Annotated in this window: 18 protein-coding genes; 14 read left to right on the top strand and 4 right to left on the bottom strand. The window is 63.6% G+C overall.

What is annotated here, in order from left to right; translation table 11 throughout:
• Window positions 1–8: 8 nt before the first annotated feature.
• From CH262_RS27740 to CH262_RS19720, 4 genes are all read left to right on the top strand, one after another.
• Window positions 9–1,091 (top strand): hypothetical protein, encoded by a 1,083-nt coding sequence (locus CH262_RS27740; protein ID WP_179275053.1) that lies wholly within the window; start codon window positions 9–11, stop codon window positions 1,089–1,091.
• A gap of 150 nt (window positions 1,092–1,241) precedes the next feature.
• Complete coding sequence (locus CH262_RS19710) at window positions 1,242–1,529, top strand: ANTAR domain-containing protein (protein WP_027495414.1); 288 nt, start codon at window positions 1,242–1,244, stop codon at window positions 1,527–1,529.
• 137 nt (window positions 1,530–1,666) lie between these two features.
• Window positions 1,667–2,635 carry an Hsp70 family protein gene (locus CH262_RS19715; RefSeq protein ID WP_032387623.1) on the top strand — a complete coding sequence of 323 codons (969 nt, stop codon included), beginning with the start codon at window positions 1,667–1,669 and terminating at the stop codon, window positions 2,633–2,635.
• 83 nt (window positions 2,636–2,718) lie between these two features.
• A complete protein-coding gene (locus CH262_RS19720) occupies window positions 2,719–3,798 on the top strand; it encodes a fused (3R)-hydroxyacyl-ACP dehydratase subunits HadA/HadB (RefSeq protein ID WP_032387624.1) in 1,080 nt (359 codons plus the stop codon).
• Window positions 3,799–4,209: 411 nt separating this feature from the next.
• On the opposite strand, the gene CH262_RS19725 is transcribed toward CH262_RS19720, so the two are convergent.
• The gene (locus CH262_RS19725; protein ID WP_094718216.1) at window positions 4,210–4,764 is read right to left on the bottom strand and encodes a CGNR zinc finger domain-containing protein; all 555 of its coding nucleotides are present in this window, start codon (window positions 4,762–4,764) and stop codon (window positions 4,210–4,212) included.
• Between the two features lie 52 nt (window positions 4,765–4,816).
• Between CH262_RS19725 and CH262_RS19730 the strand changes: the two genes are divergently transcribed.
• Window positions 4,817–5,407, top strand: a complete 591-nt coding sequence (locus tag CH262_RS19730; RefSeq protein WP_094718217.1) for a LysE family translocator — start codon at window positions 4,817–4,819, stop codon at window positions 5,405–5,407.
• Window positions 5,408–5,430: 23 nt separating this feature from the next.
• Here the strand turns inward: CH262_RS19730 and CH262_RS27745 are convergent, their stop codons facing one another.
• A complete protein-coding gene (locus CH262_RS27745; RefSeq protein WP_155288516.1) occupies window positions 5,431–5,595 on the bottom strand; it encodes a hypothetical protein in 165 nt (54 codons plus the stop codon).
• Between the two features lie 29 nt (window positions 5,596–5,624).
• Complete coding sequence (locus CH262_RS19740) at window positions 5,625–6,095, bottom strand: winged helix-turn-helix transcriptional regulator (RefSeq protein WP_094718218.1); 471 nt, start codon at window positions 6,093–6,095, stop codon at window positions 5,625–5,627.
• A 93-nt stretch (window positions 6,096–6,188) separates the two neighbouring features.
• Between CH262_RS19740 and CH262_RS19745 the strand changes: the two genes are divergently transcribed.
• Window positions 6,189–7,358, top strand: a complete 1,170-nt coding sequence (locus CH262_RS19745; protein WP_094718219.1) for a thiolase family protein — start codon at window positions 6,189–6,191, stop codon at window positions 7,356–7,358.
• Between the two features lie 69 nt (window positions 7,359–7,427).
• Here the strand turns inward: CH262_RS19745 and CH262_RS19750 are convergent, their stop codons facing one another.
• Window positions 7,428–8,141, bottom strand: a complete 714-nt coding sequence (locus CH262_RS19750) for a GntR family transcriptional regulator (RefSeq protein ID WP_094718220.1) — start codon at window positions 8,139–8,141, stop codon at window positions 7,428–7,430.
• A 119-nt stretch (window positions 8,142–8,260) separates the two neighbouring features.
• Here CH262_RS19750 and CH262_RS19755 point away from each other — a divergent pair, with 119 nt between their 5' ends.
• The 8 genes from CH262_RS19755 to CH262_RS19790 all read left to right on the top strand — a co-directional run bounded on the left by CH262_RS19755 (window position 8,261) and on the right by CH262_RS19790 (window position 15,866).
• A complete protein-coding gene (locus CH262_RS19755; protein ID WP_094718221.1) occupies window positions 8,261–9,307 on the top strand; it encodes an alcohol dehydrogenase catalytic domain-containing protein in 1,047 nt (348 codons plus the stop codon).
• Window positions 9,304–10,509, top strand: coding sequence for a D-mannonate dehydratase ManD (manD, locus tag CH262_RS19760; RefSeq protein ID WP_032374833.1), 1,206 nt, complete (start codon window positions 9,304–9,306; stop codon window positions 10,507–10,509). Before CH262_RS19755 ends, manD begins: the two co-directional genes overlap by 4 nt.
• An 8-nt stretch (window positions 10,510–10,517) precedes the next feature.
• Window positions 10,518–11,453, top strand: a complete 936-nt coding sequence (locus CH262_RS19765) for a sugar kinase (RefSeq protein WP_094718422.1) — start codon at window positions 10,518–10,520, stop codon at window positions 11,451–11,453.
• Window positions 11,450–12,862 (top strand): mannitol dehydrogenase family protein, encoded by a 1,413-nt coding sequence (locus CH262_RS19770; protein WP_094718222.1) that lies wholly within the window; start codon window positions 11,450–11,452, stop codon window positions 12,860–12,862. The genes CH262_RS19765 and CH262_RS19770 overlap by 4 nt, the downstream gene beginning before the upstream one ends.
• Window positions 12,859–13,518, top strand: a complete 660-nt coding sequence (gene eda / locus CH262_RS19775) for a bifunctional 4-hydroxy-2-oxoglutarate aldolase/2-dehydro-3-deoxy-phosphogluconate aldolase (RefSeq protein WP_094718223.1) — start codon at window positions 12,859–12,861, stop codon at window positions 13,516–13,518. Before CH262_RS19770 ends, eda begins: the two co-directional genes overlap by 4 nt.
• Window positions 13,519–13,545: 27 nt before the next feature.
• Window positions 13,546–13,632 (top strand): hypothetical protein, encoded by an 87-nt coding sequence (locus CH262_RS19780; RefSeq protein ID WP_094718224.1) that lies wholly within the window; start codon window positions 13,546–13,548, stop codon window positions 13,630–13,632.
• Window positions 13,633–13,839: 207 nt separating this feature from the next.
• A complete protein-coding gene (locus CH262_RS19785) occupies window positions 13,840–15,144 on the top strand; it encodes an MFS transporter (protein WP_094718225.1) in 1,305 nt (434 codons plus the stop codon).
• Complete coding sequence (locus CH262_RS19790) at window positions 15,141–15,866, top strand: cyclase family protein (protein ID WP_094718226.1); 726 nt, start codon at window positions 15,141–15,143, stop codon at window positions 15,864–15,866. Before CH262_RS19785 ends, CH262_RS19790 begins: the two co-directional genes overlap by 4 nt.
• The last annotated feature ends 66 nt before the right edge of the window (window positions 15,867–15,932 follow it).

The raw sequence follows: 15,932 nt of genomic DNA on the forward strand, positions 1-15,932 counted from the left end.
CGACGGGTATGTCCGTTGCGTTGGGCGTTCACGTCGGAACCGACGAGATCTCGGCCGTCTTGGTCGAAACCGATCTGCCCGGTCTGGGCCCGGTCACCTCGCGACCCGTGTCGATCGCCGCTGCCCCCGGCGGAATCGGTGACGCCGTTGCGACGGTTCTCGGAATCATGCGTGTACAGGCAGCTCAACGAGACCTGATCGTCGACGGTGCCGCCGTGGTCTGCGACAACCTTCTGCACGGCGAGATCGTTCGGGCCGCGCTGGCCGACCACCGCGTCGTCGACGTCGAGGTCTTGGCGATGGACGATCCGCGGTTGCCCGACGAGTACCCGTTGGACGTGGCCGCCGCCGTCGTCGGTGCCGCGTCCAGGACGGGCCGCCCGACGGGTGACGAGATCGCTGCGGGGCAACCCGGCTTGGACGATCGGGCCGGAGAATTCGATGCTGCGTCGCGGGGATCTCGATGGACCATGGTCGGATTGGGTGTTGCCGTGCTGGCTGCTCTGAGTGGGGCAACCGTGTGGGCGTTCTCCTCACCCGCGCCGACTCAGGACGCAGTAGTCGATACCGCAGATTCCAGCATCGCCCCATCGACGCCTGGTCGGCCGGCGTCGAGCGCCGGGCCGGTTGTTCCTGTGGCTGGGCCGTCCGCGGTTCCACCGATCGACGCGGGTGTTCTGGATGTGTCGACCGTCGGCTCCGGGTCGGGCGACATCTGGATCGACGCGGTCCCGGCGGCCCCGAGTGCGACGTCGAACGCACCGAGTTCGTCGTCGACGGGACGGGGCAACTCGGGTGGCGGCAATTCCGCCCCCGGCGGTCGGGATACGAAAACAGAGATCTCGAAGCCCGAGACCGAGACTCCGCCGACCGACGACGAAACCACAGCTCCCACCGATACGGACGTCCCCGATCCCACGGAACCGGGTCCGTCCGAGCCCACGGAGCCGACGGAGCCCACGGAGCCTTCGGAGCCCACGGAGCCGACGGAGCCTTCGGGGCCGACCGAACCCACGGAGCCTTCGGGGCCGACGGATTCCGAGCCCGTGCCTCGGATGGAGGAACCACCTGTCACCGATCCGGCCGAGTGACGATTTCATCGATAATCCGTTGTGAGCGAGCGGGTTCGCTACTTCGAAAAGTCCGTGATGTGACAGGTGTGTGAATTCGACTCGGACACCTGAACTTCTGCTCGAGCCTGGCTACCATCGGGTGATCGACCAGTAGACGGTGAGTTCTCGATGACCGACAAATCCGCAGTAGAACCGGTGACGCGCACGACCATCGACAGGGCGGTGGGTGTCCTCATTGCCTTGCGCGGCTGCAGTCCGGATGAGGCGTTCGCCGAATTGGCAGCGCACAGTTTCCGTTTCGATGTTTCTCTCGTGCAGTCGGCTCGATCCATCGTCACTGCGGCACGAGGAATGGACTCCGACAACGGCGTGGGCTGTGCCGCGATGTCGTCGGCGCAGGAAGAGTGGGGCTCGTTGCTCGCCGACCGTCGGGACGGGTTCGGGCACGTCGCCTGACCCAACTCGTCGCCCGAGTGGTTGTAACGAATCCCAAAACAAACCGAAAGTTGAATAGAACAGGGCAGTTACCGACTTCTCGACGGTTCGAGGCGCTACGATCGCCAGGTCGGAGTAGCTAGGCGAGTCGAGGGAACATGAGATCTGTCCTTGGTGTCTCGGTGGGTTCAGCCATTGCCCGGGGTGTAGCCCTGGATACGTCGGACGAGTCGGTACGTTCTGCGCACGTCGTGCGATCGTTCGATCCCGACGACCATCTGCAGGTCGCGCTCGATCTGTTGGATTCGATGTCGCGGGATCAGATGGTGGATCGACCGGACATCGTTCTCGCCGTCCCGGACGATCCCGGTGCGCGCGGACGCACGTCGGCATATTCCACGTACGAGGCCGATCGTCTGCTGGTGGCGTCGGAGCTCGGGGCACAACTTCGGTATCTACGCGGCAAGGGGATGCTCGAGGGTGCGCGCACCGTGGCCGTGTGCGACATCGGAGCGTCGGGAACCACCGTGTCCATTGCCGACCCTGCCACGGGAGCGGTGCACAGTTCGGTCCGCACCACGTTGTTCGGCGGGATCGGGTGTGACGCCCAGATCTCGCGTTACCTTCTGTCCGTCTACGGGGCAGACGAATTGGCCTCGGAACGGGCACGCGCGGAGTTGCTGGTGTCCGTTCGCACGGCACGCGAACAGCTGTCACGCCTGCGGGTGGCCGAGGTCGCCGGGCCGTTCGTCGGCGGACCGGTCCGGTTGTGGCGCAACACGTTCGACGATGTTCTCGAGCGCAGTATCCGATCACTGGAAGATTGGGTGGCCAGCATCATCGTCGACGCACCCTGCGCCGTGAATGCGTTGGTGATGGTGGGCGGATGTGCCAACCTGCCGTCGCTTCGTCGAATGTTTCGACGCGATCTGATGTTGCCCGTCGTCGCGCCTGCCAATCCCGAGTCCCTCACTGCGCACGGGGCTGCCCTGATGGCGATCGATGCCGTCGCGTCGCGCCAACACCGTCCGCGCGGCGCGATGAGCAGTGCGTCGGTGCTGACTCAGCCGGCCGCGATGGTGGGCATGGTGGGGTACCGGGACGCCCCGCGGCACCGTTCTGCCTGAGCCCCTTCCTGGCCAACGTGCGTCGTCGTTGGGTAGGTTGCTCGGGTAATGATGAACAGTAGGGACGAGACGGTGGGGCAACAGTGGCAGAGCAGGTAGCGGAGTCCGGCGCAGCAGCATCCGATGCGGGAGCATTCGATCCGGCGGAGCACGCGCGCAGCATGGTCGGGTATCACTACCGCACCGAGGACTACTACGAGGTGGGCCGCGAGAAGGTTCGCGAGTACGCCCGTGCCGTTCAGGATTTCCACCCCGCCCACTGGGACGGCGATGCCGCAGCAGCGCTGGGCCACAGCGCTCTGGTGGCCCCGCTGACGTTCATGTCGTTGGTCGGCACTCTGGCGCAGAAGAAGCTGTTGCAGTCCATCGCCGAGGGCTACGACCTCAGCCAGATTCTGCAGACCGATCAGGTACTGGTGTTCCAGAAGCCGATTCTGGCCGGTGACCAGTTGACCTGCGATGTCTCCCTCGACGCGTTCAAGACGGTCATGGGTCGAGACATGATGATCACCAAGAACGTCGTGTCCAACCAGAAGAACGAACTGGTGCAGACCACGTACACCACGCTGCTCGTCGGGCGATCCGGCGAGATCGATCCGGCCATCTCCGAGGCGGCTCGCAACATCGTGATGTTCGGTGCGACGACCGACACCAGCAGTGCCGAGGCGAGTGAGCACGACACCCTGTCCACTCCGCAGGAACACGAGCCGCTCATCGTCGAGGAGTACCGCGGTCAGCCCACTCGGAAGTTCGACGAGGTCAATGTCGGAGACGAGTTGCCCACGCGCACAGTGCGTTTGACTCGCGGAGATCTGGTGAACTACGCCGGCGTCGCCGGTGACGCGAACCCGATTCACTGGGACGAGAAGTTCGCCAAGATGATCGATCTCGAGAACGTCCTGGCGCACGGCATGCTCACCATGGGTGTCGGCGGCGGATTCATCAGCGAGTGGCTCGGCGACCCAGGCGCGGTGAAGGACTACACCGTTCGATTCACCACTCCGATCCCGGTGGACACACACAAGCCGGCCGAAATCGTCTTCGGCGGCAAGATCAAGTCGAAGGACGAGGAGTCCCGTACGGCCGTCATCTCGATCGGCGCGACCTTCGAGGGCAAGCGAATCTTCGGCCACCGCGCCACTGCGACAGTGCAATTGGGCTGAGCCTGTTGCCGCGCATCGGCTCCTCGGTTTCGGGTTTCTGACTCCGATCGGCGTCGGGTTTCCGAATGTGGGGAGCTGATGTGTCGGTGGGGGCGTGGATGTGTGGGTGGGGTCGCCATCTGCGCCCCTTGTTCGGAATTTACGCCCCGTGTGGGGGGTGTGGATTGCTGCTAGGGGCGTAAATGTGTTGGCTGCGCTTGTTGCCGCGTATTGGCTCCTCGGTTTCGGATTTCTGACTCCGATCGGCGTCGGGTTTCCGAATGTGGGGAGCTGATGTGTCGGTGGGGGCGTGGATGTGTGGGTGGGGTCGCAATCTACGCCCCTGTTCGGAATTTACGCCCCGTGTGGGGGGTGTGGATTGCTGCTAGGGGCGTAAATGTGTCGGCTGAGCCACCTGGCGTACTGAACTGTTCATGATCCGCGCTTCTCCTTTGCGTGGTGTCGTGCCGCACGTGCTCGATTTCCGCATGCGCTGCAACACCATTGCTGATTGGGCCGATCCTGCAGAAACAGTTGACCGCATCGCGGAGCGTCGCAGAGTGACAATCGTGCGCGATCCGGGCCATTCAGTAGATCGATGACCGCTGACGCTGCACGGGCGCGTATCGCGTCGACCGGATCCGACGTCCCCACAACATGTCCGACGCCACCGCCGCCCCCGAGATCGAGCCGACGGGTCACCGGATGGCGTCGGGCAATGTCGTCGATGTGGTCGACGCTGTTTCCCGGAACTTCCATGTCCGACGCCACCGCCCGTAGTAGCGCCAGCATGTGATCTCGCGTCAGCCGGAATGTGTCGATGTCGGCATCGTCAGGGATTGTTTCGGGTACCCGGGCACCCTGTAGCTCGGCCCATTCCTGGAGATCGGCGGTGGAGGCGATCAGTTCGACGTAGGTGCCGCGTTGCAACTGCACGGTGTTGACCACGTCGAGCGCGAAGTGGTCGCCGAGCCAGTTCCAGTCCATTCGCTAATTCTAACGGTTTACCTATCGAAAAGCATCAGATACCGTCGAGACGATGACGGACATCCAATGGTTACCGTTCCTCGGCGTCGTGCTGTTGGCCTACGCGATACCCGGTCCGGACTTCGCGGTGGTGGCCCGGGCGGCAGCGAGCAGCCGTAGTGCCGGGTGGCGAGCGGGCCTCGGCGCGCAGACCGGACTGTGCGTGCACATGATCGCTGCGGTGGTGGGGTTGTCACTGCTGATCTCACGATCGCCGATGGCGCTGAGCATCATTCAGATTCTTGGGGGTCTGTACCTGGTGTGGCTCGGTATTTCCGCGCTGCGACAGTCGTCGTCGGAGAGGCGTGCGACCTCCGATGTGCGCTGGTTTCGCATGGGCCTGGTGACGAACGTGCTCAATCCCAAAGCCGTTCTGTTCTTCGTCGCGCTGCTGCCGCAGTTCGTCGATGCCGACGGACCGCTTCCCCTGCAGATCGGGTTACTCGGAATCGTGAATGTGGCAATCGGTTTGGTGGTCTGGGCGGTGGTCACCGCGGCTGTGGGCCGTCTGACCGGTGGTTCGTCGAAGTCGACATTCTGGAACCGAGTGGTCGGTGTCCTGTTCATCGTGATCGGAGTCGCACTCGCCGTCGAGGCGGTGTGACCCGAAGAAGGCACTTGCGCAAGTCAGCGAACGATGTCCATGCTCGGGTCGTTCTTGGGTTTGTGGTCCCAAATGGAGGTGTCGGATTCCAGGGCCTGGCCCTCGTGGCTGGGCTGCACGGGGTCTGGTAGCTGTCGCCACTGTGCTCGCGGGTCATGCTCGGGTTCGATGCACGATTCATCGTCCATGGCGGAGACGCTACGCGTCGGCCCGGCAATCATCCGGCAACGCGTACTCGCAGCTCGTTCATCGGCACTTCGGAACCGATGCGGTCGGTGACCCGTACGCGCACGGGCTCGCCTCGGGAATCGACGACGTCGAGCGGTCCGTCGTCTTGTTGCAGGTACTGGTCGCCCCACTGCATCAATCCGAGTACGACGGGCAGCAGATCCTCGCCCATTCTCGTCAGAACGTATTCGTAGCGCGTTCTGCCCTTTTCGGGGCGGTAGGGCTTCTTGACGAAGATTCCGGCGTCGACCAATTCTTTGAGTCGGGCCGCACTGCTGGCGTCGGTGATGCCGACGCGTCGGCTGAAGTCATCGAAGCGGGTGGTTCCGTAGAACGCTTCTCGCAGGATCAGCATCGTCGATCGGGTACCGACCACCGACAGCGCGCGTGCGACGGAGCAACGGTCACCTGCTGTCCAGCTGTCGAGATCGGACAGTGGGCCGTCCATGTGGAGGGGCATGCCACGATCTTACTGGCTTTACAAATCTATAGCCAGCTCGTACCGTGGTGTCAGCGATCCGATAGGAACGGATCGATCGGACAAGGAGCCGTCATGAGAGACGCAGTCATCGTCGAGGCAGTCAGAACCCCGGTCGGACGGGGCAAAGCGAACGGCACGTTGCATCCCGAGCATCCAGTCGACCTGATGGCCCACAGTCTGCGGGAAGTAGTGCAGCGCACTGGGATAGACCCGACCCAGATCGACGACGTCATCGGCGGAGTTGTCACCGCGGTAGGGGATCAGGCGTCGAACATGACTCGGCGCGCGGCGCTGGCGGCGGGCTATCCGGAATCCGTACCCGCAACCACCGTCGATCGGCAATGCGGAAGTAGCCAGCAGGCAATACATTTCGCCGCACAGGGCGTGATCTCCGGTGCTTACGATCTGGCCGTGGCTACCGGTTCGGAGTCGATGAGCCGCATTCCGATGGGGTCGAACCTGGTGGGAACCGAGGATCCGGCAGGTGTCGGTTTCATCGAGAGGTATCCGGAAGGGTTGGTGCCGCAGGGCGTCAGTGCCGAATTGATCGCGGCGAGATGGGGTATCAGCCGTACCGAGATGGACGAGTTCGCTCTGTCGAGTCATGCGAAGGCTGCCGCAGCCACCGAAGAGGGGCGTTTCAAGCGGGAGATCACCGCAATCCGCGGGCTCGACCGCGACGAGGGAATCCGCACCGGATCCACACTCGATGCGCTGGCGGGACTGCGACCGGCCTACTACAGCGACGCCATGGCGCAGCGGTTCCCGGAAATCGGTTGGAACATCACCGCAGGCAACGCAAGTCAGGTCAACGACGGTAGTGCGGCCGTCATGATCACGACCAGTGAGAAAGCGAAGGAACTCGGCCTGACTCCGATGGCGAGGCTGCACAGCTTCGCGGTGGTCGGCGACGATCCGTTGATGATGCTCACCGCAGTCATTCCGGCGACGAAGAAGGTGCTCGCCAAAGCCGGGCTGACGATGAACGACATCGACCTGTTCGAGGTGAACGAGGCCTTTGCGTCGGTTGTGCTCGCCTGGGCGAAGGAAACCGGCGCAGACATGAACAAGGTCAACGTCAACGGCGGGGCCATCGCCATCGGCCATCCGCTCGGCGGCAGCGGTGCCCGAATCATGACGACCATGGTCCACGCGCTCGCCGAGCGCGAGCAGCGTTACGGCCTACAGGTGATGTGCGAGGCCGGCGGGCTCTCGAACGCCACCCTCATCGAACGCCTGTAATGCCTGCGGCAGTGGCGCGATTATGTGCTCTCGAGGGCACGTAATCGCACCACTGCGGCGCAGCCGCACTCAATCCCAGCTGGAGACAACCTTGCGCGTCGGGCGTTCGTTGCTGTTGGAGAACAGGTGTGGGCTCTTGCTCTTGATGTATTCGACGTCGGCGAACACGGCGCGCAGGTGCTCGCGCATCGACTGGGCGGCGGCCTCGAAGTCTCGGGCTTCGAGGCCGTCGACTATTGCGGTGTGTTGTTCGATGAGGTCGGGGATGGGACGGGTATCGCGCAGACCGAGTCGTCGGGCCCGGTCCAGATGAGCTTTCGCGGATTCGACGGATCGCCATGCGGCGGAATGTCCTCCGGCTGCGAGGAGTAGCTGGTGGAATTGCTCGTCCAATTCGAAGAATTGGTCCATGTCGATTCCAGGCTCGGCCTGCGCTGCCAGATTGGCGCGCAACGCAGCGAGGTCCTGGTCCGAGCGAGACGTGACTGCATCTTTCAAAGATGCGGTTTCGATTGCCTCCCGGACGAATTGGGCATCGGCAACACGGTCGGTGTCGACCCGCGAGACGAAGGTGCCGAGTTGTGGGAAGACCTGAACCAGACCCTCTTCGGCCAAGAGGATCAGGCTTTCGCGGACGGGCGTGCGGCTCACGGACATTTGCTCGGCGAGGTCGTTCTCCGACAGCGGGCTACCCGGGGGGAGCGTCAGCGACACGATGCGTAGGCGCAATTCTCGGTACGCCCGCTCCCGTGCGGTGACTTTCCTGCTGCTCTGTGTGCTCACCGGTCAAGACTAACGTGACCTCGTGGGTGACCCACAGGGCCGAAGCCTTGACGAAGTGCTGGCCGTCACTAGTATGGTAGTACTGATATTCAAGGCACTACGGCGGAGGCTCTACAGCGATGGCAGTGATCAGCGGCAACGACGAGGCAGCCGTCCTACACGGTCCACGTGACCTGCGGATCGAGAAGATCGACCGTATGCAGGTCGGCGACGGCCAGGTCAGGGTGGAGGTACACGGCGTGAGCCTGTGTGGCTCGGACCTGCACTACTACGCCGACGGCCGCAACGGCTCCAACTCGCTGACGCAGCCCACCGTCTTGGGTCACGAGGGATTCGGGGTCGTCACCGAGGTCGGCGCGGGCGTGTCCCAGGACCGGATCGGCCAGCGAGTGGCCATCGAACCCGCGATTCCGAACGGCACCTCACCGCTGAGCCTGAGCGGTCACTACAACGTCTGCCCCAGCGTTGTCTGTTTCGGATCCCCACCGAACCACGGACTGCTGCGGCAATCCGTCGTTCTCGCAGCCGAATTCGCGCACCCACTCCCGGATTCGATCGGCGACGACGTCGCTGCGCTGATCGAGCCCCTGGCCGTCGCAGCGTGGGCTGCCGCACGGGTCGGGTCGGTGCTGGGCAAGCGCATCGCGATCACCGGTGCCGGGCCGATCGGTCTACTGGTTCTGCAGACGGTCATCGCCCTGGGCGCGTCGGAGACGACCATTACCGACGTCGCACCCGCTCGGCTCGAGGTCGCGGCAGCGCTGGGTGCCACCACGACAATGCGTTCCGGCAAAGACGCACTGCCGGAAGGCGCTTTCGACATCGCCTTCGACTGCTCGGGACATCCCGGAGCCATTGCCGACGCGGCACGCTCGCTCGGCCCGGCGGGCATTCTGGCGCTCGTCGGCGTGCCCGGACGCGCGTCTGCCGAATTCCCGATCGGGGCAGTACAACGCTGGGAGCTCGACATCCGCGGGTGCTTCCGTTACGGCCCTTCGGCATTCGCCGACGCGATCGCGCTCGCCGGATCGGCGCGAGTGGACCTCGCGGCACTCGTCACATCGACGTACCCGTTGGCCGAATCCGCCGCAGCGCTCGAGGCCGCGCTCAGCGACCCCACCCAGCTCAAGATCGTCATCGACACCACTTCGCAAGGACCGCAATGAAAATCATCGACGCCACCGTCATCGTGACGGCTCCGGGCCGCAACTACGTCACGCTCAAGATCACCACCGACGAGGGCATCGTCGGGTGGGGTGATGCGACGCTGAACGGACGCGAGCTCGCAGTCGAGTCGTACTTGAAGGACCACATTGCGCCACTTCTGATCGGACGCGATCCCCATCGGATCGAAGACATCTGGCAGTACCTGTACAAGGGTGCCTACTGGCGACGTGGCCCGGTGACCATGACGGCCATCGCCGCCGTCGACGTCGCACTGTGGGACATCAAGGGCAAGGCCGCCGATATGCCGGTCTACCAGCTCCTCGGTGGTGCTGCACGAGACGGAATCATGGTCTATGGCCACGCCAGCGGCGGCAGCATCGAAGAGATGCTCGACGACGTCCAAGCGCATCTCGATAAGGGCTACAAAGCAATTCGTGCCCAGTCGGCCATTCCCGGCCTGAAGAAGACCTACGGAATTCCGGTCGACGGTTTCTACGAACCAGCCTCCGGCGCTGCGCCGCAGGAAGATTCGTGGGATACCGCCCCGTACATGCGGTTCGCACCGCAGATGCTCGGTGCCGTGCGCGAACGTCACGGGTTCGACTTCCATCTCCTGCACGACGTCCATCACCGTCTGAGTCCGATCGAGGCCGGACGCCTGGGTCGCGACCTCGAAGAGATGCGGATGTTCTGGATCGAAGATCCCACTCCCGCCGAGGATCAGAGTGCCTTCGCCACCATTCGCCAACACACGACCACCCCCATCGCCGTCGGCGAGATTTTCAACTCGATCTGGGACTGCCAGGATCTGATCACCAACCGGTGGATCGACTACATCCGAGCGTCGGTCTCACACGCCGGCGGCATCACCCATCTGCGCAGAATCTTCTCGTTGGCGGATCTGTACGGCGTTCGGTCCGGATCTCATGGGGCAGGCGATCTTTCGCCCGTCTCCCTCGCAGCCGCATTGCATGTCGATCTGTCGATCCCCAACTTCGGAGTGCAGGAGTACATGGGGCACGTCGACCCGACCGGCGATGTGTTCCAGACCAGCTACACCTTCACCGACGGTTTCATGCATCCGGGAAACAAGCCGGGCATCGGCGTCGAGGTGAACGAAGAGGCTGCCGCGAAGTACCCGTACAACCCCAAGTATCTGCCCGTCAATCGCCGTCTCGACGGCAGCATGCACGATTGGTGAAGCGCCACATGACCACAACGCAATTCGATGTCGTGCTGCTCGGCGAGCCCCTCGTCGAGGTCTCGACCACCGAGGCCTTCCGGCACGGAGCAGGTGCTGCGCTCGGGGTGTCGGGAGATGTCGTCAACGCAGGTGCCGCGGCCGCTGCTGCAGGTGCTTCGGTAGCCCTGATCGCGCGGGTGTCCGACGACGAACTCGGTGATGCCGTCTGTCGGCGTATTCGTGAACTCGGCATCGACGACACTTACATTCGGCGTGTTCCTGGACAGCAGGGTGTCTACTTCCTGCACATCGATCCGGAGGGGAATCGCCAGTTCTCCTATGCCCGAGCCGGATCGGTGGGCAGTCAGCTCGATGTGGCAGACCTGCCCGAGGGTGTGATCGAGAACGCGGGTGCCGTGCTGGGCGGCGGAATCGCTGCGGCACTGTCGCCGACGCTCGCCCGCACGATGCTGCACGCGGCGCAGCGCTCGGGCAGATTCGTCTACGACCCCAACTTTCGCCCCAGGTTGACCACGGCCGACCAGGCCCGCGCATTCCTGCAGAGCGTTGCTCCCTGTACCGAGGTGATGGTGCCATCGGCACCGAGCGAGATCGAATTGCTTCTGGGCACAACCGAGCCGGAGGCTGCTGCAGCTTCCCTTATGGGTTGGGGTGCACGTTCCGTGGTGGTCACGCAAGGGTCCGAAGGGTCCAGCATCGTCACCGCTGCGGGGACGGCGCACCAACCGGTGATCCCCGCGCTCGACGTCATCGACCAGACCGGTGCCGGAGATGTGTTCGCCGGCACTCTGACGGCCCGTCTCGCGCTCGGCGACGATCTTCGCGAGGCCGCAGCGCTGGCAGCTGCTGCGGCATCGCTGAGCGTCGGCGGGCGGGGCGGCACCGGCCTCATCGCACCGCTGGCCGAAATACGACGTCACAGAGAACGAGTGACGACATGACGGTGGCCACACGATTGTCCGATGCGACCGCCGAGGTCGTTCGTCCCACGTCCAGCGGAATCGTGCATCTCGGCGTCGGGGCATTCCATCGGGCGCATCAGGCCGCGTTCACCTACGAGGCGGCGCTGCTGACCGGTGAGACCAATTGGGGCATCACCGGGTTCACTCAGCGCAGTAACACCGTGGTGGACCAGCTTGCCCCGCAGGACGGGTTGTTCACCCTGGTGCAGAAGGGAACCGAGGAGACGACGGCGACCGTCGTCGGTTCGATGCTCGACGTACGAAACGCGGCCGCTGACCCCAGCGCGGTGGTCGAGGCCATCGCCGATCCCGCAACGCACATCGTCACGCTGACGGTCACCGAGAAGGGCTATCGACTCGACCCCGCGTCGGGTCGACTGCGCCTGGACGATCCGGAGATCGCGGCGGATCTGGCAGGCAGGCCGCCGCGCACCGTTGCCGGACAGTTGGTGGCGGGCCTGGCTCGACGTATGGCAGGCGATGCGCCCCTCACGGTGTTGTGTTGCGACAACCTGCCGTCGAACGGGCGCATACTCTCCGAACTGGTCCGTGCCTTCGTCGACGCACGCGGCATGAACGACGGTCTGACCGAATGGATTTCGCGTCGAGTCACGTTCCCCAGCAGCATGGTCGATCGAATCGTGCCGGCTACCACCGATGAGGACAGGGCGGACAACGAACGACGAACGGGACTGCGCGACGACGCCCTGGTGGTGTGCGAGCCCTTCCGGCAATGGGTGATCGAGGACGATTTCGCGGGTCCGCGACCGGCGTGGGAACGCGTGGGCGTGCAGTTCGTCGAACACGTGGAGCCGTGGGAGACCATGAAGTTGCGCGTCCTCAATGCCACCCACTCGGTGTTGGCCTACCTCGGAATTCTGCGTGGACACAACACCATCGCCGAGGCGGTCCAGGATCCGGAGCTCGACGAGATATGCCGGGCCATGGTTCTCCGAGATGTTGCGCCGACGACGGCCGGCGGAATGGACGCTGTCGGCTACGGCAACGAGGTCCGCACGAGATTCGCCAACCCGGCGCTGAAACACACCACCCGGCAGGTGGCGATGGACGGATCGCAGAAGCTCGGACCGCGCCTACTCGGAACCGTGCGGGACGCGGCGTCGGCGGATGGCTCGACGGACATGCTCGCACTCGCCGTCGCAGCCTGGTGCGCCTTCGTTCTCGCCGAGACGGAAGCCGGACGTGCACTGGACGATCCGTTGTCGGCGCGGTTGGCTCGGGCCGGGTCGGCGTCGGACCTGCTCGCTGTCGAGTCCATCTTCGGGTCCGATCTCGGGCCCGCGTCACCGTTCGGCACGCAGGTCGTTGCGTGGACCGACTTCCTACGGACCAACTCGCTGAGCGAGTGGAAACGAGTACTCGTATGACCTTCGAACCCACTATTTCTGGCGAAAGCCTTACCGCTCGCGACGTATTGCGCGTGAGCCCGGTGATTCCTGTGGTGGTCATCGATCGGGTCGAGGACGCAGTGCCGCTGGCGCGTGCACTTTCTGCGGGCGGTATCGGCATCATCGAGATGACATTGCGGTCCGAGGCCGGGCTCGGTGCCATTGCGGCAATCGCTGCGGACGTGCCGGAAGTGGTCATCGGCGCGGGAACGGTGTTGAACCGCGACGATGCCATGAGATCGGTGGATGCCGGCTCGAGGTTCCTGGTCTCACCCGGATCGTCGAAGGGTCTGCTCGACGCGGTACGCACGCTACCGGTGCCTGTTCTGTCGGGCGTGTCGACTGCGACCGAGGCTATGACCGTTGCCGAGTCCGGATCGACCGAGATGAAGTTCTTTCCCGCCGAGTTCTCCGGTGGCGCAGCGGCACTGGGCGCGCTGGCAGGCCCGTTGCCGCACTTGACGTTCTGCCCGACCGGTGGGATCACCCCGCAGAACGCCGTCGACTACCTGGCGTTGCCGAGTGTGGTGTGTGTCGGCGGTAGCTGGCTCACCCCGCGCTCATTGGTGCAGGCGGGAGACTGGGCCGCGATAGAGGAACTGGCCCGTTCTGCGAGTGCGCTCGGCACCGCGTAGTTCGGTCTGCATTCGACGTTCTGTCCGATGGGTGGGATTTCGACCTCGAATGCGGCGGACCAATTTCGCCCTCCAGATGTCACCTGCGTAGGTGGAAGTTGGCTCATGCGGTGAAACCTGCTCCAGGACAATGATTGGGCTGTATCGGCAGAGCACGGTCGCGCCGCAGGAGGATTTCGGTTGCACAGCTGAATGTAATCCGTCTCGGGTGTTGACTCCGTGGTATTGCAGTGCTTGTATATTACTGTGGCGCGCATCACGGACGCGGCATTCCGGTTGGACCGGCTCATTTCTGGCGCCGGCTTTCTTCGAGAGAGTCTCATGAATCGTACTGACGAACTGCAGACGGTCACCCCGTCGCGTTGGCGTATCAAAGCTCATCCGGTGTCCTGGTGGACATTGCTGATCACTACCCTGGCTATTTTGATGACGTCGATCGACGCGGCGATCCTGCCGGCCGTCCTGCCGTTCGTCAAAGATCATTTCGGCTTGACGGATTCGTCGGCCGGGTTCGTCAACTCCTTGTTCTTCCTCGGGACCGTTCTCGGTGCTTTTGCATTCGGCTGGTTGTCCGACGTGGTCGGAACGGGCTATCGCCGGACGTGGGTGTGGATCGCAGCTATGGCGCTGTCGGTCATCGGTGGCGTCTTCACGTTTGCTCTGGCTTCGAGCTGGGTGACGTTCCAAATCATGCGAGTGGTCATGGGAGTCAGCCGCGGAGGCAGTGAGTCCACGAATGTTGCGATCGTCGGGGAATGGTGGCAAAAGGAGAATCGCGGCTTCGCCATCGGCACGCACCACATCGGCTTCCCGCTCGGACAATTCATCGGCCCTGCCGTCATTGCGGCAATTGTGACGTTCGCCGATTGGCAAACTGCATTCCTCTTGATACCTCTGATCGGCGTACCGATCATGGTTGCTCAGGCATTCCTGGGGACCAAGAAGAATCAAGAGCGTGTGTACGAATGGATTCGCGCCCGAGGACTGACGCCTCCGCTCGAATCCGTCCAGCACAAGGAGGACAAGCGTTCTCCGCTGCGGATAATCACCGACTCTCTCCGTATTGCGAATCTACGTCGAGTGATGGTGGTCAATTTCGGTTTCCTCTGGTGCGAACTCGGGCTCTCTACCTTCTTGGTCATTTTCCTCACCGACCGTACCGATATGTCCTCGGGCCAAGCGATTCTCGTGTCCGGTGCATCCGGGTTGACGGGATGGTTCGGTCAGATCCTGTGGGGCACCTTGTCGGATCAGTTCGGCCGCAAAAAGATTCTCGTTATTCTCACGTTCGGCTGGATCGTGTCGATCCTGCCGTTGCTGTTGATCGCACACGCATGGCAGGCGTGGGTCGTGTTGCTGGTCTGGGGATTGTTCAGGAATGCCCCCTACCCCGTGATCTACTCGCTGGTCATCGACTCGGCTCCCAAGCAGGCTGGATCGGCGATGGGGTTGATGATCGGAGTGTGTACCGGTATCGGCGGCGCAATCACGTCGGCAGTGACAGGAATAGTTCTCGACAGTGGCGGTTGGCTGATCACTTTCTCTGTGTTGCTTGCGGGCCCGATCATCGGACTGTGGGCGCTCAGCCGTGTTCGTGAAACCGCTCAGGCGGTCGTCGCGGAATGATGTTCGACAGCGCAGAGCAGGCAGGGGCACGGATGGCGGCACTCGCTGCCTCCATGTCCGGCCTTACCCGCGTCGAGCTGAGCCACCGTTTGGTCGAGGGGATGGCTGCATTCGCCGGCCACCCCACGTACCGCCACGTCCAACGGGGGTCGCTGGACTGGGGAGACCCGACATCGCATTTCGAGCTGGCAATGGGTGAGCACACGGGAACTCATCTCGATGCGCCTCTTCATATCGTGGATGGAGGGCACGACGTCACCACGTTCGCGTACGTGCTCACTCGCGCTGCAGTTCTGCGTCCTCTCGAACGCGAGGGGAATGTCGGTATCGAGGACCTTCGCCGTTTCGAGTGTGCAGCGGGCCCTGTCGAGGCCGGCGACAGCGTGCTCGTAGACCACGGGTGGGCAGCCAGGTGGGGTGACAGCGGGTTCATGCGCCGGTGGCCGTCCGTCGACGTCGACCTGGCGTCCGAACTCGTCGAACGCGGTGTGGTTCTCATTGCGGCAGACACGCCCTCGCCCGACGCTGCCGGCTGTGACCGGACGTTCCCGGTGCACGAGGTCGTGCTCGGGTCGGGTGTGTTCATCGGTGAGAACTTCGCCAACCTGCCACAGCTCGGTGATTGGTGCCTGCTCAATCTCATCCCGCTGCCGATCAGCGGTGGCACGGGATCGCCGGTTCGAGCTATCGCGTCCACCGGGCCGGCAGCGGAAAACATTTGACTCGCTGGTATAACAGTGCTTGTATATTACTGTGTCGAGCGCCACCAACCCTCCTCGATGAGGCAC

The sequence above is a fragment of the Rhodococcus sp. 05-2255-1e genome, assembly GCF_002259025.1.
Classification (GTDB): domain Bacteria; phylum Actinomycetota; class Actinomycetes; order Mycobacteriales; family Mycobacteriaceae; genus Rhodococcoides; species Rhodococcoides fascians.